This is a genomic window from Rahnella sp. R3(2024), assembly GCF_042920125.1.
GTDB lineage: Bacteria > Pseudomonadota > Gammaproteobacteria > Enterobacterales > Enterobacteriaceae > Rahnella > Rahnella rivi.
Window position 1 is genome coordinate 2,845,507 of sequence record NZ_JBHGBU010000001.1, and the last position, 20,224, is coordinate 2,865,730.

General features: G+C 54.6%; 16 protein-coding genes. 7 read left to right on the forward strand and 9 right to left on the reverse strand.

Annotation, left to right across the window (positions count from 1 at the left end; all coding sequences use genetic code 11):
- Positions 1-9 precede the first annotated feature (9 nt).
- The 3 genes from carB (at position 10) to kefC (ending at position 5,758) form a co-directional block, all read left to right on the forward strand.
- Positions 10-3,234, forward strand: coding sequence for a carbamoyl-phosphate synthase large subunit (carB, locus tag ABSH60_RS12840; protein WP_056776825.1), 3,225 nt, complete (start codon positions 10-12; stop codon positions 3,232-3,234).
- Positions 3,235-3,357: 123 nt separating this feature from the next.
- Entirely contained in the window at positions 3,358-3,912 is a 555-nt protein-coding gene (gene kefF / locus ABSH60_RS12845) for a glutathione-regulated potassium-efflux system oxidoreductase KefF (protein ID WP_056776827.1), read from the forward strand.
- The gene (gene kefC, locus ABSH60_RS12850) at positions 3,905-5,758 is read left to right on the forward strand and encodes a glutathione-regulated potassium-efflux system protein KefC (RefSeq protein ID WP_056776830.1); all 1,854 of its coding nucleotides are present in this window, start codon (positions 3,905-3,907) and stop codon (positions 5,756-5,758) included. Before kefF ends, kefC begins: the two co-directional genes overlap by 8 nt.
- 58 nt (positions 5,759-5,816) lie before the next feature.
- Here kefC and ABSH60_RS12855 read toward each other — a convergent pair whose 3' ends face one another.
- Positions 5,817-6,431: a LysE family translocator gene (locus ABSH60_RS12855; RefSeq protein WP_217203576.1), complete on the reverse strand. Its 615-nt coding sequence runs from the start codon at positions 6,429-6,431 to the stop codon at positions 5,817-5,819.
- Positions 6,432-6,537: 106 nt separating this feature from the next.
- Here ABSH60_RS12855 and ABSH60_RS12860 point away from each other — a divergent pair, with 106 nt between their 5' ends.
- The 3 genes from ABSH60_RS12860 to folA all read left to right on the forward strand — a co-directional run bounded on the left by ABSH60_RS12860 (position 6,538) and on the right by folA (position 8,424).
- Positions 6,538-7,347 carry a threonine/serine exporter family protein gene (locus ABSH60_RS12860; protein WP_390974244.1) on the forward strand — a complete coding sequence of 270 codons (810 nt, stop codon included), beginning with the start codon at positions 6,538-6,540 and terminating at the stop codon, positions 7,345-7,347.
- Positions 7,344-7,808, forward strand: a complete 465-nt coding sequence (locus ABSH60_RS12865) for a threonine/serine exporter (protein ID WP_056776836.1) — start codon at positions 7,344-7,346, stop codon at positions 7,806-7,808. The genes ABSH60_RS12860 and ABSH60_RS12865 overlap by 4 nt, the downstream gene beginning before the upstream one ends.
- Positions 7,809-7,938: 130 nt before the next feature.
- The gene (gene folA / locus ABSH60_RS12870; protein ID WP_056776841.1) at positions 7,939-8,424 is read left to right on the forward strand and encodes a type 3 dihydrofolate reductase; all 486 of its coding nucleotides are present in this window, start codon (positions 7,939-7,941) and stop codon (positions 8,422-8,424) included.
- A gap of 74 nt (positions 8,425-8,498) precedes the next feature.
- Here folA and apaH read toward each other — a convergent pair whose 3' ends face one another.
- The 6 genes from apaH to lptD all read right to left on the reverse strand — a co-directional run bounded on the left by apaH (position 8,499) and on the right by lptD (position 15,325).
- The gene (gene apaH / locus ABSH60_RS12875; protein ID WP_122094207.1) at positions 8,499-9,353 is read right to left on the reverse strand and encodes a bis(5'-nucleosyl)-tetraphosphatase (symmetrical) ApaH; all 855 of its coding nucleotides are present in this window, start codon (positions 9,351-9,353) and stop codon (positions 8,499-8,501) included.
- Between the two features lie 6 nt (positions 9,354-9,359).
- Positions 9,360-9,737, reverse strand: a complete 378-nt coding sequence (gene apaG, locus ABSH60_RS12880; protein WP_056776850.1) for a Co2+/Mg2+ efflux protein ApaG — start codon at positions 9,735-9,737, stop codon at positions 9,360-9,362.
- A gap of 4 nt (positions 9,738-9,741) precedes the next feature.
- On the reverse strand, positions 9,742-10,569 hold the full coding sequence (gene rsmA, locus ABSH60_RS12885) for a 16S rRNA (adenine(1518)-N(6)/adenine(1519)-N(6))-dimethyltransferase RsmA (protein WP_056776854.1): 828 nt from the start codon (positions 10,567-10,569) through the stop codon (positions 9,742-9,744).
- Between the two features lie 5 nt (positions 10,570-10,574).
- The gene (gene pdxA / locus ABSH60_RS12890) at positions 10,575-11,597 is read right to left on the reverse strand and encodes a 4-hydroxythreonine-4-phosphate dehydrogenase PdxA (RefSeq protein ID WP_390974247.1); all 1,023 of its coding nucleotides are present in this window, start codon (positions 11,595-11,597) and stop codon (positions 10,575-10,577) included.
- Positions 11,587-12,882 carry a peptidylprolyl isomerase SurA gene (gene surA / locus ABSH60_RS12895; protein ID WP_056776857.1) on the reverse strand — a complete coding sequence of 432 codons (1,296 nt, stop codon included), beginning with the start codon at positions 12,880-12,882 and terminating at the stop codon, positions 11,587-11,589. The genes pdxA and surA overlap by 11 nt, the downstream gene beginning before the upstream one ends.
- Positions 12,883-12,949: 67 nt before the next feature.
- Positions 12,950-15,325, reverse strand: coding sequence for an LPS assembly protein LptD (lptD, locus tag ABSH60_RS12900; RefSeq protein WP_136376934.1), 2,376 nt, complete (start codon positions 15,323-15,325; stop codon positions 12,950-12,952).
- Positions 15,326-15,506: 181 nt separating this feature from the next.
- Here lptD and djlA point away from each other — a divergent pair, with 181 nt between their 5' ends.
- Complete coding sequence (gene djlA, locus ABSH60_RS12905; protein WP_056776863.1) at positions 15,507-16,328, forward strand: co-chaperone DjlA; 822 nt, start codon at positions 15,507-15,509, stop codon at positions 16,326-16,328.
- 64 nt (positions 16,329-16,392) lie between these two features.
- On the opposite strand, the gene rluA is transcribed toward djlA, so the two are convergent.
- Together rluA and rapA are read right to left on the reverse strand one after the other, a co-directional pair.
- Entirely contained in the window at positions 16,393-17,094 is a 702-nt protein-coding gene (rluA, locus tag ABSH60_RS12910; protein ID WP_136376935.1) for a bifunctional tRNA pseudouridine(32) synthase/23S rRNA pseudouridine(746) synthase RluA, read from the reverse strand.
- A 61-nt stretch (positions 17,095-17,155) separates the two neighbouring features.
- Complete coding sequence (gene rapA / locus ABSH60_RS12915; protein WP_122094201.1) at positions 17,156-20,053, reverse strand: RNA polymerase-associated protein RapA; 2,898 nt, start codon at positions 20,051-20,053, stop codon at positions 17,156-17,158.
- Positions 20,054-20,224 lie beyond the last annotated feature (171 nt).

Sequence of the window (20,224 nt, forward strand, 5' to 3'; positions counted from 1 at the left end):
GAATAAAAAATGCCAAAACGTACAGACATAAAAAGCATCCTGATCCTCGGCGCCGGTCCGATTGTTATCGGCCAGGCTTGTGAATTTGACTATTCCGGTGCGCAGGCGTGTAAAGCGCTGCGTGAAGAGGGTTACCGCGTCATTCTGGTGAACTCCAACCCGGCCACCATCATGACTGACCCGGACATGGCTGATGCGACTTACATCGAGCCTATTACCTGGGAAGTGGTGCGTAAGATCATCGAAAAAGAGCGTCCGGACGCCGTGCTGCCAACCATGGGCGGCCAGACCGCACTGAACTGTGCACTGGAACTGGAACGTCAGGGCGTGCTGGAAGAATTCGGCGTGACCATGATTGGCGCGACCGCAGATGCGATTGATAAAGCCGAAGACCGTCGCCGTTTCGACGTCGCGATGAAGAAAATCGGCCTCGATACGGCGCGTTCCGGTATCGCACACACCATGGAAGAAGCGCTGGCGGTTGCTGCCGATGTTGGCTTCCCGTGCATTATCCGTCCTTCCTTCACCATGGGCGGCACCGGTGGCGGTATCGCGTATAACCGTGAAGAGTTCGAAGAGATTTGCGAACGCGGTCTGGATCTTTCCCCAACCAAAGAGCTGCTGATTGATGAGTCGCTGATTGGCTGGAAAGAGTACGAGATGGAAGTGGTGCGTGATAAAAACGACAACTGCATCATCGTCTGTTCTATCGAAAACTTCGATGCGATGGGTATTCACACCGGCGACTCCATCACCGTGGCGCCAGCGCAAACCCTGACCGACAAAGAATACCAAATCATGCGTAACGCCTCGATGGCGGTACTGCGTGAAATCGGCGTAGAAACCGGGGGTTCCAACGTCCAGTTCTCGGTGAACCCGAAAAATGGCCGTCTGATTGTTATCGAAATGAACCCGCGTGTTTCCCGCTCTTCCGCGCTGGCTTCTAAAGCGACCGGTTTCCCGATTGCTAAAGTCGCGGCGAAGCTGGCAGTGGGTTACACCCTCGATGAGCTGATGAACGACATCACCGGTGGCAAAACCCCGGCATCGTTCGAACCCTCTATCGACTACGTTGTGACTAAAATTCCTCGCTTCAACTTCGAGAAATTTGCCGGTGCAAATGACCGTCTGACCACGCAGATGAAATCTGTTGGCGAAGTGATGGCAATTGGCCGTACGCAGCAGGAATCCTTGCAAAAAGCGTTGCGCGGTCTGGAAGTGGGCGCGAGCGGTTTTGACCCGAAAGTGAACCTTGATGACCCTGAAGCGCTGACCAAAATCCGTCGCGAGCTGAAAGAAGCCGGTGCCGAGCGTATCTGGTACATCGCCGATGCTTTCCGTGCCGGGATGTCCGTTGACGGTATCTTCAACCTGACCAACGTGGACCGCTGGTTCCTGGTACAGATTGAAGAGCTGGTGAAACTGGAAAATGAAGTGGCTGAAGGCGGCTTCAACATTCTGACTCACGATTACCTGCGCATGCTTAAACGCAAAGGCTTTGCGGACCTGCGTCTGGCAAAACTGGTCGGCGTTTCAGAAAGCGAAGTGCGCAAACTGCGTCATAAATACAATCTGCATCCGGTCTACAAACGTGTCGATACCTGTGCGGCGGAATTCTCCACCGATACCGCGTACATGTACTCCACGTATGAAGAAGAGTGTGAATCCAACCCGACCAATGACAAGCCGAAAATCATGGTACTGGGTGGCGGTCCAAACCGTATCGGTCAGGGTATTGAGTTCGACTACTGCTGCGTACATGCCTCACTGGCGCTGCGCGAAGACGGTTACGAAACCATTATGGTTAACTGTAACCCGGAAACCGTGTCTACCGACTACGACACCTCCGACCGTCTGTATTTCGAATCCGTCACTCTGGAAGATGTGCTGGAAATCGTGCGTATCGAACAGCCAAAAGGCGTGATTGTTCAGTACGGCGGCCAGACTCCGCTGAAACTGGCGCGCGAACTGGAAGCGGCGGGTGTGCCCATTATTGGTACCAGCCCGGATGCGATTGACCGTGCAGAAGACCGCGAACGTTTCCAGCAGGCGGTTCACCGTCTGGGCCTGAAACAACCGGCAAACGCCACGGTTGCGACAATCGAACAAGCCGTTGAAAAAGCAGCCGGTATCGGTTATCCGCTGGTGGTGCGCCCGTCCTATGTACTGGGTGGCCGTGCGATGGAAATCGTCTACGACGAAATCGACCTGCGCCGTTACTTCCAGAACGCGGTCAGCGTCTCCAACGATGCGCCGGTGCTGCTGGATCGCTTCCTTGACGACGCCATCGAAGTGGACGTTGATGCCATCTGCGACGGTGAACGTGTGCTGATTGGCGGCATCATGGAGCACATCGAACAGGCGGGCGTTCACTCCGGTGACTCCGCATGTTCACTGCCGTGCTACACGCTGAGCCAGGAAATTCAGGATGTGATGCGTCAGCAGGTCGAGAAACTGGCCTTTGAGCTGAGCGTTCGCGGCCTGATGAACGTCCAGTTTGCGGTGAAGAACAACGAAGTCTACCTGATTGAAGTTAACCCGCGTGCTGCGCGTACCGTGCCGTTTGTCTCCAAAGCAACCGGTGTGGCGCTGGCAAAAGTGGCGGCGCGCGTGATGGCGGGGCAGACACTGGCGCAGCAGGGCATCACAGAAGAAGTGATCCCGCCTTACTACTCCGTGAAAGAAGTGGTGCTGCCGTTCAACAAATTCCCAGGCGTTGACCCGATTCTGGGGCCGGAAATGCGTTCCACCGGTGAAGTCATGGGCGTCGGTCGTACCTTCGCCGAAGCCTTTGCCAAAGCGCAGCTGGGCAGTAACTCCGGCATGAAGAAAGCCGGTCGCGCACTGTTGTCAGTCCGCGAAGGCGACAAAGGCCGCGTGGTGGATTTAGCCGCGAAACTGCTCAAACGCGGTTTCGAGCTGGATGCGACTCACGGTACCGCGGTGGTGCTGGGTGAAGCCGGGATTAACCCGCGTCTGGTCAACAAGGTGCATGAAGGCCGTCCACATATTCAGGACCGTATCAAGAACGGTGAATATGTGTATATCGTGAATACCACGGCGGGCCGTCAGGCGATTGAAGACTCCAAGCTTATCCGTCGCAGTGCGCTGCAATACAAAGTGCATTACGACACCACGCTGAACGGCGGTTTCGCCACGGCGATGGCGCTGTCTTCTGACCCGACGGAGCAGGTGATTTCAGTGCAGGAAATGCACGCGAAAATCAAAGGCTAATGGCATAATTGCTTGATGAAAGGCGCGGCGAAAGCTGCGCCTTTTCTTTTTATACGCTCAGCTTTTACCAGAAAGCCCAAAATTGCGTATGCTGAAGTAAAGCTAATAAGACAAGAGACCTGCATGATTTTAATAATTTACGCCCATCCTTATCCGCGCCATTCGCGGGCCAACCAGGGACTGCTCTCGGCCGTCAGCGATTTACCTAATGTTGAAGTGCGTTCGCTGTATGACCTTTACCCCGATTTCAATATCGATATCGCTGCTGAACAGAAGGCGGTTGAACGCGCCGATATGGTGGTATTTCAGCATCCGATCCAGTGGTACAGCCTGCCGCCACTGATGAAGCTGTGGCTGGACAAGGTGCTCGAGCACGGCTGGGCTTACGGCCATGACGGCAACGCGCTCAACGGTAAGCATTGCCTGTGGGCAGTGACGACCGGCGGAGATGAACACCATTTTGAGCTCGGCGATCACCCCAATTTCGACGTGCTGGCGCAGCCATTACAGGCGACGGCAGTTTACTGCGGCATGCACTGGCAGCCATATTTCGCCGTACATAACACCTTTATTTGCGATGAAGTTGCGCTGAAAGCCGCGGGTGAAGAGTACCGTCGACGTCTGACCGCCTGCCTGAGCCTGAAAGAAGGCTGTGCGCCGGAGGTCGAAAATGGATAACCATAACCTGATGATTGAAGGGCTGATTTACCTCGGCTCTGCGGCGTTGTTTGTCCCGATTGCGGTACGTCTTGGTCTGGGATCGGTGCTCGGTTATCTGATCGCCGGCTGCATTATCGGGCCGTGGGGCCTGAAACTGGTTTCTGATGCTGAGTCGATTCTGACCTTTGCGGAAATCGGCGTAGTGCTGATGTTGTTCGTTATTGGCCTTGAGCTGGATCCTAAAAGGCTTTGGACCATGCGCGCCTCGGTCTTTGGCGGCGGCAGCATCCAGATGGTCGGCTGCGGCGTGGTGCTCAGCGCATTCTGTTATTTCCTCGGCCTCGACTGGAAAATCGCCATGCTGATCGGCCTGACGCTGGCGCTTTCCTCAACGGCCATCGCCATGCAGGCAATGAGTGAACGCAGCCTGACGGCGTCACCGATTGGCCGCAGCGCCTTTGCGGTGTTGCTGTTCCAGGATATCGCCGCGATCCCGCTGGTGGCGATGATCCCGCTGCTGGCGAGTACCGGTGAAGCCACCACGCTGATGAGCTTTGGCCTGTCGGCGGCGAAAGTGGCCGGTGCGCTGGTGCTGGTGGTGTTGCTCGGGCGCTATGTCACTCGCCCGTTACTGCATTTTGTTGCCCGCTCCGGTATGCGTGAAGTGTTCAGTGCCGTGGCGCTTTTTCTGGTGTTTGGATTTGGCATTCTGCTGGAAATGGCGGGTATGTCGATGGCGATGGGCGCGTTTCTGGCGGGCGTATTGCTGGCGAGCTCTGAATATCGTCATGCGCTGGAAAGCGATATTCAGCCGTTCAAAGGCCTGCTTCTCGGGCTATTCTTTATCGGCGTCGGCATGTCCATCGACTTCGGTACACTGGTTCATCAGCCGTTACTGATCGCCACATTGCTGGTCGGCTTTATGGCGCTGAAAGCCGCTTTACTGTGGCTGGTCGCACCCTGGCTTGGCGTTCCGAAAAAGCAGCGCGGGTTATTCGCCATCCTTATCGGGCAGGGCAGTGAATTCGCGTTCGTGATTTTCAGCACAGCACAAATGGCCGGTGTGTTGCCGGTGGAATGGGCGAAGGCGCTGACGCTTGCTGTGGCGCTGTCGATGGCGGTCACGCCGCTGTTGCTGGTTCTCGCCGCGCGTATGGAACGCAATGCGCCGCAAGACGATCGTCCGCAAGATACGATTGATGATGAAAATGCGCAGGTGATTATCGCCGGTTTCGGGCGCTTTGGTCAGATTGCCGGTCGTCTATTGCTGGCGAATAACGTTCATACCGTGGTGTTGGATCACGACCCGGATCATATCGAAACGCTGCGTAAATTCGGCACCAAAGTGTTTTACGGGGATGCCACGCGGGTGGATTTGCTGGAATCAGCCGGTGCGGCGCAGGCCAAAGTGTTGATTAACGCTATCGATGATGTGGAAGCCAACCTGCAACTGACCGCGCTGGCAAAAGAGCATTTCCCGAACCTGAAGATTATTGCCCGCGCCCGCGACGTCGATCACTGGTATCAGCTGCGGCAACTGGGTGTGGAAGCACCGGAGCGGGAATTGTTCGAAGGATCCCTGCGCGTTGGCCGGGAAGTGCTGGAGACGCTCGGGCTTGATGCGTATGAAGCCCGCGAGAAAGCCGATCTGTTCCGCCGCTACAACCTGAAAATGCTGGAAGCGACCATCGAGAATTACGAAGACACTGAGTTCCGTATCGCCAGTATGCAGCGCGCGAAAGACATGCTGAGCGCCGCGATTGAACAGGATCAGGAACGTCTCGCCTCTGAACAGCAACAAGGCTGGCGGGGAAGTATCGACGGTAAAGCACCGGAGAATGAAGTGATTGAAGCGAAGAGTTAAGCAAGGATGAAATCTGAAGCCGGTGCCTGAACAGCACCGGCTTTTTTTTGTGTTTCAGTCAGCTCAGCGCGACTTTGATACCTAAACCTATCAGTACGCCGCCCAGCAGTTTATCGATAATTTTTTGCGCTTTTGCCAGACCACGACGCACCGGCGCGCTTTGGATCAACAAGGCCAGCGACGGCCACCAGACCAATGAAAGTCCGACAATGATCGAGGCATACCAGAGTTTCTCGCCAAGGCTGGAGTCTACCTGTAATACCTGGGTAAACATCGCCAGGAAAAACAGCGTTGCTTTAGGATTCAGCAGGTTGCAAAGATATCCCTGTACAAAAGCGGTACGCAGTTTCACCTGCTGCGGCACCAGTCCGTCGAGATTCATTTTACTGTTGCTGCGCGAGAACAATGCCTGGATCCCCACCCAAATCAGATAAGCCGCCCCGACGTATTTCAGCAAGCCAAACAACCACGGCGTGGTGGTGATCACGACCGCCAGACCTGCGACGCAGTAAGACATATGTGTAATCACGCCACAAATGACGCCCAGCGAGGTCATCAGTGCCGCCGCGCGCGGATAGCGGGCCGCATTTTTGATCACCAGAAAGAAATCGGGGCCGGGAGAGAGCATGCCGAGGAAGGCGATACTGGCAATAAAAAGGGAGGTTTCAAGCATGAAAGTAACCGTCGTCAATGTTCAGGGCAAAATAAGGCCGCATGATACGTCAATCTTCACCTCGACGTATCACACTTATTGGCTTTTTTTACGGGCGGTAAAGGCTATGCAAGAACCTGTCGTTGAATACCCGCAGCGCGAAAGTCCACAGGCGCATTACCAGCGTGAAATCACCCGCCTGTGCATCGAATGTGCCCTGTTGTTGTTACAGCACGGCGCTGAAAGTATGTTGGTGGAGCAGTTATCAGCCCGGCTCGGTATCGCGCTGGGCATGGATCAGGTGGAAAGTTCGATCTCCGCCAATGCCGTGGTGCTCAGTACGCTGTGCGGCGGATACTGCCTGACCTCAACGCGAAAAAATGTCGATCGCGGGATCAACATGCAGGTGGTCACCGAAGTGCAACATACGGTGATCCTCGCCGAGCATAAGTTGCTCGACAGCACGCTGGTGGAGAAGCGTCTGAGCCATATCAGGCCGCTGCGCTATCCCCGCCCGCTGATGATCCTGATGGTGGCGCTGTCGTGCGGTTGCTTCAGCAAACTGAACGGCGGTGGCTGGGATGCGTTCAGCATAACGTTTATCGCCAGCGGTGTGGCGATGGCGGTGCGCCAGACGCTGACCCTTCGCCATATGAATCCGCTGATTAATTTCTGCTGTACCGCCTTTGTGGCGACCTCGATTTCCGGTCTGCTCATGCGCCTTGATGCATTCCATCACACCTCGAACGTGGCGATGGCTGCCAGCGTTTTACTGCTGGTGCCGGGGTTTCCGCTGATCAACGCGGTGGCCGATATGTTTAAAGGCCATGTGAACACCGGTTTGGCGCGCTGGGCAATGGCCAGTTTGCTGACGCTGGCAACCTGCATCGGGGTGGTCATGGCGATGGCGCTGTGGGAATTACGGGGGTGGGCATGAGTCTGATCTGGGCACTCCTGCAGGATATGTTTCTGGCCGCGGTGCCGGCGCTGGGTTTTGCGATGGTGTTCAATGTCCCGCCGCGTGCGTTGCGCTATTGTGCGCTGCTCGGTGCCATCGGGCACGGCTCCCGTATGCTGATGATGCATGGCGGGATAAACATTGAGTGGGCTTCTTTGCTGGCGGCTATACTGATCGGCATCATTGGTATTCGCTGGTCGCGCTGGTTTCTCGCGCACCCTAAAGTTTTCACAGTAGCCGCCGTCATCCCCATGTTTCCGGGAATTTCTGCGTATACGGCGATGATTTCCATGGTGGAAATTTCGCACCTTGGTTACAGCGAAGTGCTGATGTCTACCATGGTCACCAATTTCCTGAAGGCCAGTTTTATCGTCGGGGCATTGTCGATTGGATTATCTTTGCCGGGGCTGTGGCTGTACCGCAAACGTCCCGGCGTGTAAGTCTGAGCGGCGCGCGTTTATATCTTTGTAAAGCGCGAGTCTCCCTATCGACGGCTGATGGGGCTTTCCGTATAGTGGCAGCTCTTTTTTCGGGTCACGGTTTTATTCCTTATCTACACAGGGCTTCACAATGATTATTAGCCTGATCGCCGCACTGGCGACCGATCGCGTTATTGGCATGGAAAACGCTATGCCTTGGCATTTACCCGGTGATCTGGCCTGGTTTAAGCGTAATACGCTCAATAAACCCGTCATCATGGGACGCAAAACGTTTGAGTCGATAGGACGCCCTTTGCCTGGCCGACTGAATATTGTCATCAGCTCTAAACCCGGCGAGCACGAAGGCGTGACCTGGGTGACGTCTGTTGATGCCGCACTGGCCGCTGCCGCCGGCGTGGAAGAAGTGATGGTCATGGGCGGTGGTCGTGTGTATGAGCAATTCCTGCCTAAGGCGAACCGCTTATATCTGACCCACATTGACGCCGAAGTCGAAGGGGATACCCATTTCCCTGACTATGAGCCGGACGACTGGGAAAGTACGTTCAGCGAATTCCATGATGCGGATGAGCAGAACTCTCACGGCTATTGCTTTGAGATCCTTGATCGCCGCGCCTGATTAAGCCGCAGCAGTCAGCAAAAAGGCACCTGAGAAGGTGCCTTTTGTCTTTCAGAAACGGGGGAAATGTCTGCTCAGAGCGCCTTTGGCGCGACCGCCAGATCCTTTTCACTGCGCCGGTGAGAAGGCTCAGTGAAATAGGTTTTGTCTTCCCAGCGCAGCATGGTCATATCGCCGCCCCAGCAACAGCCGGTGTCCAGCGCATAAATACCTTCCGGCGCGCCTTTTCCTTCCAGCGAAGCCCAGTGACCAAACGCAATGCTGAAACCCGCTTCCTGTAAAGGACCCGGAATATCAAACCAGGGTTTGAGCGGTTTCGGCGCGGTATCGGGCGTGTCTTTGCATATCATATCCAGCTGCCCGTTAGGGAAGCAGTAACGCATCCGGGTCAGCGCATTGGTGCTGAAACGCAGACGCGCAAGACCGGTCAGCTCGGGATGCCAGTTGTTGGGCATATCGCCATACATCGCGTCGAGAAACAGCGGATAGGTGTCACTTCTCAGCACGGATTCCACTTCACGCGCGCACATCTGCGCGGTCTCCAGGTCCCACTGCGGCGTAATCCCCGCATGCGCCATCACCAGCTTCAGCTCTTCATCCACCTGCAGCACCGGCTGGCGTCGCAGCCAGTTGATCAGCTCATCTGCATCTTCAGCTTCAAGCAAAGGGGTGATGCGATCTTTCGGTTTGTTAAAGCTGATACCGGCGTAAACCGCTAACAGATGTAAGTCGTGGTTGCCGAGCACCATGCGGACTGCGTCGCCCAAACCACTGACAAAACGCAGCACCTCGAGCGAGGACGGGCCACGGGCGACTAAATCTCCGGTCAGCCAGAGACAATCATTTTGCGGATTAAAATCCACCTGCGCCAATAGCGCCTTGAGTTCATCGATACAACCGTGAACATCACCAATAAGGTATGTCGACATAAAGGATTAATTTATCAGTGTAGGGATGGCGAGGCGGAAGACCGGAACCGGCACACGGAAGGATTCACCGTCTTGTGCGACCATTTCATAATGGCCTTCCATGGTACCGAGCGGCGTTTCAAGGATCGCACCGCTGGTGTAGTGAAATTCACTGCCGGGCAGGATCAGCGGCTGTTCGCCGATAACCCCTTCGCCCTGTACTTCGGTCTGGCGGCCGTTACTGTTGGTGATCAACCAGTAACGGCGCAGGAGCTGTACGTTAAAACGCCCAAGATTGCGGATGGTGATGGTGTAGGCGAAGACAAAACGCTCATCTTCCGGTATCGACTGTGACTCAATGTAGACACTTTGCACCTGAACACATACGCGGGGCGAATTAAGCATATCGCTACTCCTGGGGTTCTGTGGTTTTCGGTCGGGTTGATAACCAGTTAGCCAGTTTACAGAATTGTTCGACTGAAATGTTCTCAGCACGCATTGACAGATCCAGACCCAGCGCGCTCATTTGTTCTGGTGTGAACAAGTGGCCGAGGCTGTTACGAATCGTTTTACGGCGCTGGTTAAACGCATCTGTTGTCAGACGACTCAGAATGCGGATATCTGAAACCGGGTACGGGATCACGTCATGCGGAATCAAACGCACCACGGCGGAATCAACTTTCGGCGCTGGGGTGAAGGATTCCGGTGGAACTTCCAGAACCGGGATCACGTTACAGTAATACTGTGCCATGACCGTTAAACGACCATACGCTTTGCTGTTCGGCCCCGCAACCAGACGGTTGACCACTTCCTTTTGCAACATGAAGTGCATGTCTTTAATGGCGTTGGTATAGGTGAACAGGTGGAACATCAGTGGCGTAGAAATATTATAGGGCAGGTTGCCGAATACGCGCAGCGGCTGGCCGAGCTCTTCGGAAAGCTCGGCGAAATTGATTTTCATCGCATCAGACTGAATGACGCGCAATTTGCCCTGAAACTTAGGATTACTTTCCAGACGAGCCGCCAAATCGCGGTCAATTTCGATAACGGTCATGCTGTCCAGACGCGAGGCGACGGGCGCCGTCAGCGCTGCCAGGCCGGGCCCGATTTCGACCACCGCTTGTCCCGGCATCGGATGAATGGCCGACACAATGCTATCAATCACAAATTGATCGGTTAAAAAGTTTTGGCCGAAACGTTTACGGGCAAAGTGCCCCTGGTGGACTCTACTATTCATTGTTTTTATTTATCAGTGTGTTGTGGTTCAAAAGTATTGATTGCCATACGAATGGCGAGATTTATTGCTGTCCTGAAACTGCCTGCATCGGCGGTGCCGGTAGCGGCAAGTTCAAGCGCAGTACCGTGATCAACGGAAGTCCGGATAAAGGGCAGGCCAAGCGTGATATTCACAGCGCGACCGAATCCCTGATATTTTAGCACCGGAAGGCCCTGATCGTGATACATCGATAAAACAGCATCGGCGTGTTGCAGATATTTCGGCTGGAAAAGCGTATCTGCCGGCAGCGGACCCACCAGATTCATCCCCTGCTGACGCAGTTCATCCAGTGCAGGAATGATCGTATCGATCTCCTCATGCCCCATGTGACCGCCTTCTCCGGCATGCGGATTCAGGCCGCAGACGTAAATCTGGGGGTCAGCAATGCCAAATTTGGTTTTCAGATCATGATGAAGAATGGTGATCACTTCATGCAGACTTTGTCGGGTAATGGCACCCGGCACGGCCAGTAACGGTAAATGCGTTGTCGCCAGCGCGACGCGTAATTCTTCGGTCGCCAGCATCATCACCACACGTTCACAGTGGCTGCGGTCAGCGAAGAATTCGGTATGCCCGATAAACGGAATACCGGCATCGTTGATGATGCTCTTCTGGACCGGCCCGGTGATCAGTGCAGCGAATTCGCCGCTTATCGCACCGTCACATGCTCTGGCCAGCGTTTCCACGACGTAAGCACTGTTCGCGACGTCCAGCTTGCCCGCCGTCACCGGCGTTGCGGTTTTTACCGGCAGAACCGTGAGTGTCCCTGCAGCCTGAGGCTGGGCCGGGCGGCCCTGCACGTAATCGCGTAACTGAATGTTCAGACCCAGCGTCGCGGCACGTTCAAGCAACAGGGCCGGATCGGCACACACCACTAACTCAACAGGCCATGCCTGCTGAGCCAGCGCCAGTACCAGATCCGGCCCAACCCCGGCGGGTTCGCCGGGGGTGATGACCACAGATTTTGTCATGGAAGTATTATTTACCATTACCATCCATAATTTTCACATAAGCTTCAGCACGTTGTTCCTGCATCCACGTCTGAGCTTCTTCCGCAAACTTACGGTTGAACAGCATGCGGTAAGCACGTTCTTTCTGAGCAGCATCGGTTTTATCAACCTGACGGGTATCGAGTAATTCGATCAGATGCCAGCCAAAGGAAGAGTGCACCGGTGCGCTCATCTGGCCTTTTTTCAGGTTAATCAGTGCTTCACGGAACGCCGGATCGTACATGTCCGGAGAAGCCCAGCCTAAGTCTCCGCCCTGAAGCGCAGAACCCGGATCCTGAGAAATCTGTTTTGCTTCTTCAGCAAAGGTCGCTTTGCCGCTCTTGATGTCTGCAGCAACCTGTTCCAGTTTTGCTTTAGCCTGTGCATCCGTCATGACGACGGAAGGTTTCAGCAGGATGTGACGGGCATGAACTTCGGTGACGGAAACCGTTTTGTTATCGCCACGGATGTCATTCACTTTCAGAATATGGAAGCCAACGCCTGAACGGATTGGGCCGATGATCTGACCTTTCTGCGCGGTGCTCAGCGCCTGAGCAAACAGCGAAGGCAACTCCTGCAATTTGCCCCAACCCATGTTGCCGCCTTTCAGCGCCTGTGAGTCAGCAGAATAGGTGATCGCCAGCTTACCGAAATCAGCGCCGTTATTCAGATCTGCAACAATTTTCTTCGCCTGCTCTTCAGCAGCATCGACCTGATCCTGCGTCGGGTTTTCCGGCAATGGCAACAGGATATGGCTGAGGTTGAACTCAGCACTGCCGCCATTTTGTGCCGCCACTTGCTTAGACAGCTGATCCACTTCCTGAGGCAGGATCGTCACGCGACGGCGGACTTCACCATTACGGACCTCACTGATCAGCATTTCTTTGCGGATCTGGGCGCGGTAGGTGCTGAAGTTCAGACCGTCATAGGCCAGACGACTGCGCAGTTGATCGACGGTGATGTTGTTCTGCTGAGCAATACCGGCGATGGCTTTATCCACGTCCTGATCGGTCAGTGTGATGCCCATCTTCGACGCCATCTGGAGTTGGATCTGATCCATGATCAGGCGGTCGAGGATCTGGTGGCGCAACGTTGCATCATCGGGCAACTGCTGTTTAGCCTGAGCTGCCTGCTGTTTAACAGACTGCATTAAGCCATCGACATCACTTTGTAACACGACGCCGTTGTTCACAACGGCGGCGACTTTATCAACTTCCTGAGGGGCTGCAAACGCAGTGCTGGCACAAAGCGTCACGCCGAGGAGAAGTGTTCTCCAGTTCTTCATACTTTTTCCATTTGTCTAATCCGCAAGCGCGGGTTTCAAGTTCACTGAGTTAATCGTGTCGTCTGGCTTAGAAAGCGCGTTGATAAGGCAGTATGCCACTGGCCAACATTTCTTTCGTTCCGAGAGTTTGATTACTTCCCAGGCCTCTAAGTTCAATGTTGAAACCAATCTTATTGTCATACTTACTTTCAGACTTAACGGAGTCGTAGTTGGTGATCTTGCGTTCGTAACCGACATTGATGGCCCAGCAGCAGGTGTTGTATTGCAGGCCGATCAACTGATCTGCAGGCTGCTGTGCTTTGGTGTCGTAATAGTAAGCACCGACAATCGCCCAGCGATCGGCGATTGGCCAGCTGGCGATACCACCGACCTGAGAAATCCCATCCTGATAACCCGGGTTTGTCACGCTAGGTAAGGTAGCCTGAATATATTCCGGGCTGGCGTAACGGTAGCTCAACTGAATCATTCTTTCTGAATCAGCTTTGTACTCGAGAACGGCATCGCCCACGGCCAGCGAATCCAGACGTGTGTCGTACTGCACACCGCCACGAATACCCCAGAAGTTGTTGATTTTATAATAAGTGTCACCCGCCCAAACCAGGCTGCCGGTGTCATCATTTTTATCCAGTGCGCTGTTCTGGTCGCCCGTACGTGGCGGCTGGAAGTAGTAAATCTGACCGGCGGACGCATTAAAGCGCTCAACCAGACCATCATCATAAATACGGGTTGTTAAACCACTTGCGACCTGGTTGGCGGAGGCAATGCGGTCAAGGCCACTGTAGCTCTTATCGCGGAACAGGCCGGTATAGTCGGACTGCAGCAGCGTAGAGTCATAGGTGTTAATGGAGCTTTGATTACGGTAAGGGATGTACAGATACTGCACGCGCGGTTCAAGCGTTTGCGTGTAATCACTGTTCCAGTCCATCGTGCGGTCGAAGACCATTTTGCCGTCGCTTTTAAACTCAGGCATGACACGGTTTACCGACGAGCGCAGCTTGGTATTCGGATTGGCCTCGTAATAGTTATCCGAAATGTCCTGCTGATAGTGGGTCGCCATCAGCTTCACTTCGTTATCCAGGCTTCCCCAACCGTTACTGAGCGGCAGACTGATGGTTGGTTCAATGTGCGTACGAATGGCTTCCGGGTTATCCGGGTTTACGCTGGTAAATTTGGCTGCCTGACCGTAAATGTGCAGATCGAACGGGCCGACGTCATTTTGGTAATAGTTGACATCAAGCTGTGGCTGAGCACGGTAGGCATTGGTATTTCCGTAATCGGAGAACACCTGGAACTGCTTGCTGGCCAGGGTGGCATTCCAGTTTTCGTTGAAATAACCGACGCTGAATTTTTGGGTAGCATAGCCATCTGTACTTGAACCGTATTTCGAATCGAAATCGGTGAAGTAGTAAGGATCGCTAACTTTGGTGTAATCGACATTGAAGCGCCACACCTGATCATACACACCCGAATGCACCCAATAGTACATCCAGCGCTTCGTCTTATCGCTGATGCGGTTTTCATCTGCGACATACTGGTCGTCAATTTTCTTGTCATTACCCAGGAAGTCAAACTCCATCAAACCTGCACCGGCAACGGTCAGATAACGGAATTCGTTCTGCAATTGCAGACCACGGGTACTCATGTAATTTGGCGTGATAGTGGCATCGTAGTTTGGTGCGATGTTCCAGTAATAAGGAACCGTGACACCAAAGCCATTGTTGCTGCTGTATTTCGCGTTCGGGATAAGGAAACCGGAACGGCGGCGGTCACCGATAGGCAACTGCATATACGGGCTATAGAACACCGGCACCGGGCCGATGTGGAAGCGGGCATTCCAGATTTCAGCCACTTCTTCCTGACGGTCCTGAATCACCTCAGAACCCACTACGCTCCAGCTGTTATCGCCGGGCAGACAGGTCGTGAAGGTGCCGTTGTCCATGATGGTGTAGCGGTTGTTATCACGCTGCTTCATCTTGTCGGCATCACCACGGCCCTGACGGCCCACCATCTGGTAATCACCGTTCTCAACATCCGTATCTTTGGTGGTCAGGTTGGCGAAACCTTTCGGCCCGTTCAGCTTGATTTGGTTATCGTTATAACGCACGTTGCCGGTCGCCGTGGCGGTTCGGGTCGGTGTGGGCTGATTGGGATTGGCGATTTGGTTCAGCTGAACCTGATCGGCATCCAGCGTGCTGTTGCCCTGTACGACGTTAACGTTTCCGCTAAACAGCGCGCTATCAGGATAGTTACCGGTGGCTTTATCGGCATTGATGGTGACAGGCAGTGAGTTTGGGTCACCCTGTACCAGAGGTTTGTCATAGGTCGGAACGCCGAGCATACATTGTGCAGCAAGGTCGGCCATTGCGCCGTGACTGTACAATGCTGACCAGATTGTGGCGGCCAGCATTGTGGGTAAGCGTGTATTCAGACGTCTGTTTTTCATACGTAAAATGGTGTTCCGTCATCAGAGGCATCATGCCGGCAAACGGTCAGAGACTATCTCACTCATCATGGTTGCGCTAGTGTTAAATCCCACCTGTTACGTTGCCGCCGTTAGGCACAACGATAAATGCCGGTTATGATAAAGCAATTTTTAAGCGACGGCATGGCGAATTGAGGAGTATATGCAGTATTGGGGAAAACTGCTCGGACTTATCCTTGGCTATATGTCAGGGACGGGATTCTGGGGGATCGTATCAGGTCTGCTGATTGGACATATGTTTGACACGGCGCGCGCTGCAAAACGCCGGGGTTACTTTGCCGATCAACAGACGCGTCAAACCATCTTCTTCCGCACCACGTTTGAGGTGATGGGGAATCTGACTAAATCAAAAGGCAGGGTAACAGAGGCGGATATCCAGATCGCCAGCCTCTATATGGATCGTATGCAGTTGCATGGTGAGCAGCGTGAAGCCGCGCAGCGCGCCTTCCGCGACGGGAAAGAGGCGAACTATCCCTTGCGTGAGAAAATGCGTGAGTTACGCAGTGCGTGTTTTGGTCGTTTCGACCTGATACGGACTTTTCTGGAAATTCAAATCCAGGCTGCGTATGCCGACGGTTCATTGCATCCTAACGAACGCGAAGTGCTGTATGTGATTGCCGAAGGGCTTGGCATTTCACGCATGCAGTTCGATCAGTTCCTGCGCATGATGGAAGGCGGCCAGCAGTTTGGCGGCGGTCAGCAGGGCGGTCGTTCTTATGGCGGCGGTTATCAGCAGGCACAGCAGGGCCCGACCCTGGCCGACGCCTGCAAAGTGTTGGGCGTCAATGCGACTGATGATGCGACCACCATCAAACGCGCCTACCGCAAGCTGATGAGTGAGCACCATCCGGATAAACTGGTGGCAAAAGGCTTACCGCCGGAAATGATGCAAATGGCAAAAGAGAAAGCGCAGTCGATTCAGGCCGCGTATGACCTCATCAAACGAGAGAAAGGCTTTAAATAAGTCTGGTTGATGCAAAAGCAAAAGGCGCTGAATTCAGCGCCTTTTTTGTTTTTTACGGGCCGCATTAAAAATCCGGCTCGCAATTAAACACCAGCGGCTCATCGGTAACCGGATGGTAAAACGACAATTCCTGCGCATGCAGTTGCAGGCGATCCACGGCGGCCAACGCGGCGGGGTGGGCGTAAAACTTATCCCCCAGAATCGGATGTCCGAGCGCCAGAAGATGCACGCGTAACTGATGTGAACGTCCGGTGATTGGCCGCAGCCGGACGCGGGTCGTGCCATCGTCGTCCCACGACATCACTTCGTATTGCGTCAGCGCCTTTTTGCCCGTCTCATGACAAACCTTCTGCTTGGGCCGGTTCGGGTAATCGCAAATCAGCGGTAAATCGATAATGCCGTAATCTTCTTCCATCCGTCCCCAGACCCGCGCGATATACACTTTCTTGGTTTCGCGTTCGCGGAACTGGCGTTTGAGCTCGCGCTCGGCGTCTTTGGTCAGTGCCACCACAATCACGCCGCTGGTCGACATATCCAGACGATGTACGGATTCCGCCTCAGGAAATGCCTGCTGAATACGGGTCATCAGGCTGTCCTGATGTTCAGCTAACTTGCCCGGCACCGAAAGCAGACCGCTTGGCTTATTGACCACCATGATGTGTTCATCCTGAAAAATCACCTGCAACCAGGGATCGGTCGGCGGATTATAGTTTTCCAGCGGCCGGGTGTTTGAAGGGACAGGCATGTTCGGTTGATGTTCGCTCATAGCGGTTTCAGTCTGTGTCGGGTTTAAAAGAGGGGTGCAGACCGGCTGCACCCCGTCGGGCTTACTGATGGCTGACCACCACCAGGCGGATCGCATCCAGACGCCAGCTGGCATCGTTCAGGTTCGCCAGCACTTGCTTACGGTTAGAGTCTACCGATTCCAGTTCGTCATCACGAATGTTCGGGTTCACTTCCTTCAGCGCTTTCAGACGAGCAAGTTCCTGCGTCAGTTGCGCGTCGGCTTCTACCTTAGCTGCTTCAATCAGCGCACGCGCCTGTTCTGCAATCTGCGGTTCGGCCTGCTGCAACATGTTATGCACATCCTGCTGCACGGCGTTCACCAGTTTGCTGGAGTTATGACGATTGATAGCATTTAACTGACGGTTAAAGCTCTCGAACTCTACCTGCGCGGCCAGGTTGGTGCCTTTGCTGTCCATCAGCATGCGCACCGGCGTTGGCGGCAGGAAGCGGGTCAGCTGTAGATGCTTAGGCGCCTGACACTCGACCACGTAGATAAGCTCGGCCAGCATGGTGCCCACCGGCAGCGCTTTGTTTTTCAGGATTGACACCGCACAGCTGCCGGTATCGCCGGACAGGATCAGATCCAGACCGTTGCGCACGATCGGGTGTTCCCAGCTAATGAACTGCGCATCTTCACGCGACAGCGCCTGCTCACGATCGAAGGTCACGGTACAACCCTCTTCCGGCAGACCTGGGAAATCCGGTACCAGCATGTGATCGGACGGCGTCAGAACGATCAGGTTATCACTGCGATCTTCCTGATTAATCCCCACGATATCGAACAGATTGAGCGCGAAGTTAACCAGATTCACGTCGTTATCCTGCTCGCCGATCTCTTTTGCCAACTGCTGCGCACGCTCGCCACCGTTGGAGTGCATCTCCAGCAGACGGTCGCGGCCATTTTCCAGCTTCTCTTTCAGCGCATCATGTTCCGCGCGGCATTCGAGAATAAAGTCGTCCAGACCTTCCTGTTCAGCCGGCGTGGCGAGGAACGCGATCAGTTGCTCATAGGCGCTGTCATAAATGGTGCGTCCGGTCGGGCAGGTGTGTTCGAACGCGTCCAGCCCCTCATGGAACCAGCGAACCAGCACCGACTGCGCGGTCTGTTCGAGGTAAGGCACCATAATGTCTATGTTGTTTTGCTGGCCGATACGATCCAGACGGCCAATACGTTGTTCCAGCAGATCCGGGTTGAACGGCAGATCGAACATCACCATTTTGCTGGCGAACTGGAAGTTACGGCCTTCGGAGCCGATTTCAGAACACAGCAGAACCTGTGCACCATCTTCCTGCGAGGCGAAATAGGCGGCAGCGCGGTCACGCTCAATGATCGATAAACCTTCATGGAACACGGCGGCGCGGATCGCTTCACGTTCACGCAGTACCTGCTCCAGCTGTAATGCGGTGGCCGCTTTGGCGCAGATCACCAGCACTTTTTCGTCGCGGTTGGCGGTCAGATAACCGAGCAGCCATTCAACGCGCGGATCAAAGTTCCACCAGGTGGCGTTCTCGCCTTCGAATTCCTGATAAATCTGCTCCGGGTACAGCATGTCATGCGCACGGGCTTCGGCGGATTTCTTCGCGCCCATAATGCCCGAGACTTTAATGGCGGTCTGATACTGCGTCGGCAGCGGCAGTTTCACCGCCTGCAGATGACGCTCAGGGAAACCTTTCACGCCGTGACGGGTGTTACGGAACAGCACGCGGCTGGTGCCGTGGCGGTCCATCAGCATGGAAACCAGCTGTTTGGCTGCGGCTTCATCACCTTTATTGGCGGCGGCCAGCAGGGCATCGGTATCGGCGTTGCCGACGCTTTCACCCAGCAACGCCAGGGCTTGTGGCGTCAGCGGTTCTTTATTCAGTAACAGCGTGACGGCATCTGCCACCGGCTGATACTGCTGTTGTTCTTCGATGAATTCTTCGTAATCGTGGAAACGATCCGGATCCAGCAGGCGCAGACGCGCAAAGTGGCTTTCCTGACCGAGCTGCTCAGGCGTAGCGGTCAGCAACAGAACGCTGGGGATTTGCTGAGAAAGTTGTTCGATAACCTGATATTCGCGGCTTGGCGCGTCTTCGCTCCACACCAGATGGTGCGCTTCATCGACCACCAGCATGTCCCACGCCGCATCTGAAAGCTGCTCGAGACGGGATTTATTGCGGCGCACGAAATCGAGGGAGCAGATCACCAGCTGTTCAGTTTCAAACGGGTTGGTCGCCTCATGCACGGATTCGGCGTAGCGGTCATCATCAAACAGAGAGAAACGCAGGTTGAAGCGGCGCAGCATTTCCACCAGCCACTGGTGTTGCAGGGTTTCCGGCACCACAATCAGCACGCGTTCGGCGCGGCCTGACAGCAGTTGCTGATGAATGATCATGCCTGCTTCGATGGTTTTACCCAGACCCACTTCATCGGCCAGCAATACGCGCGGGGCATGACGCTGACCGACTTCATAAGCGATGTGCAACTGGTGCGGGATCAGGCTGGCGCGCATACCGCGCAGGCCGCCGAACTCCAGGCGGAACTGCTCGCGCTGATATTTACGGGCGCGGAAGCGCAGGGCGAAACGATCCATGCGATCGATCTGGCCGGCGAACAGGCGATCCTGCGGTTTGCTGAAGGTCAGCTTGCTGTCGAGCAGCACTTCACGCATGGCGACGCCGGTTTCTTCTGTATCAAGACGGATGCCGATGTAGGTCAACAGACCTTTGTCTTCAACGACCTCTTCGACCTGCAACTGCCAGCCTTCGTGGCAACTGATGGTATCACCGGGATTGAACATCACACGGGTGATCGGGGAATCATTTCGGGCATACAAACGGTTTTCACCGGTGGCGGGGAAAAGCAAAGTCACCATGCGTACATCCACTGCTACCACGGTTCCTAATCCTAATTCGCTTTCCGTATCGCTTATCCAGCGTTGACCCAATGTAAACGGCATAATCTCTCTCTGTGTTGTGTGTTCCAGATATGGCAACTGTGACGCCAACTGCGCAATGCTTGCTATGCCTCTGATGAAGCGTGGGCAATAGTCTTCTTTCCCCGCCCGAAGGGACGGAGTGATTCACTGTGTGAGGATGATTCAGAAATGGGAAAGGGCGCTATGGTAATG

Excerpts from the sequence above, each read along its gene's own strand:
- carB (WP_056776825.1), top strand. The coding sequence starts at position 10 with ATGCCAAAACGTACAGACATAAAAAGCATCCTGATCCTCGGCGCCGGT.
- kefF (WP_056776827.1), top strand. The coding sequence starts at position 3,358 with ATGATTTTAATAATTTACGCCCATCCTTATCCGCGCCATTCGCGGGCC.
- kefC (WP_056776830.1), top strand. The coding sequence starts at position 3,905 with ATGGATAACCATAACCTGATGATTGAAGGGCTGATTTACCTCGGCTCT.
- ABSH60_RS12855 (WP_217203576.1), bottom strand. The coding sequence starts at position 6,431 with ATGCTTGAAACCTCCCTTTTTATTGCCAGTATCGCCTTCCTCGGCATG.
- ABSH60_RS12860 (WP_390974244.1), top strand. The coding sequence starts at position 6,538 with ATGCAAGAACCTGTCGTTGAATACCCGCAGCGCGAAAGTCCACAGGCG.
- ABSH60_RS12865 (WP_056776836.1), top strand. The coding sequence starts at position 7,344 with ATGAGTCTGATCTGGGCACTCCTGCAGGATATGTTTCTGGCCGCGGTG.
- folA (WP_056776841.1), top strand. The coding sequence starts at position 7,939 with ATGATTATTAGCCTGATCGCCGCACTGGCGACCGATCGCGTTATTGGC.
- apaH (WP_122094207.1), bottom strand. The coding sequence starts at position 9,353 with ATGTCGACATACCTTATTGGTGATGTTCACGGTTGTATCGATGAACTC.
- apaG (WP_056776850.1), bottom strand. The coding sequence starts at position 9,737 with ATGCTTAATTCGCCCCGCGTATGTGTTCAGGTGCAAAGTGTCTACATT.
- rsmA (WP_056776854.1), bottom strand. The coding sequence starts at position 10,569 with ATGAATAGTAGAGTCCACCAGGGGCACTTTGCCCGTAAACGTTTCGGC.
- pdxA (WP_390974247.1), bottom strand. The coding sequence starts at position 11,597 with ATGGTAAATAATACTTCCATGACAAAATCTGTGGTCATCACCCCCGGC.
- surA (WP_056776857.1), bottom strand. The coding sequence starts at position 12,882 with ATGAAGAACTGGAGAACACTTCTCCTCGGCGTGACGCTTTGTGCCAGC.
- lptD (WP_136376934.1), bottom strand. The coding sequence starts at position 15,325 with ATGAAAAACAGACGTCTGAATACACGCTTACCCACAATGCTGGCCGCC.
- djlA (WP_056776863.1), top strand. The coding sequence starts at position 15,507 with ATGCAGTATTGGGGAAAACTGCTCGGACTTATCCTTGGCTATATGTCA.
- rluA (WP_136376935.1), bottom strand. The coding sequence starts at position 17,094 with ATGAGCGAACATCAACCGAACATGCCTGTCCCTTCAAACACCCGGCCG.
- rapA (WP_122094201.1), bottom strand. The coding sequence starts at position 20,053 with ATGCCGTTTACATTGGGTCAACGCTGGATAAGCGATACGGAAAGCGAA.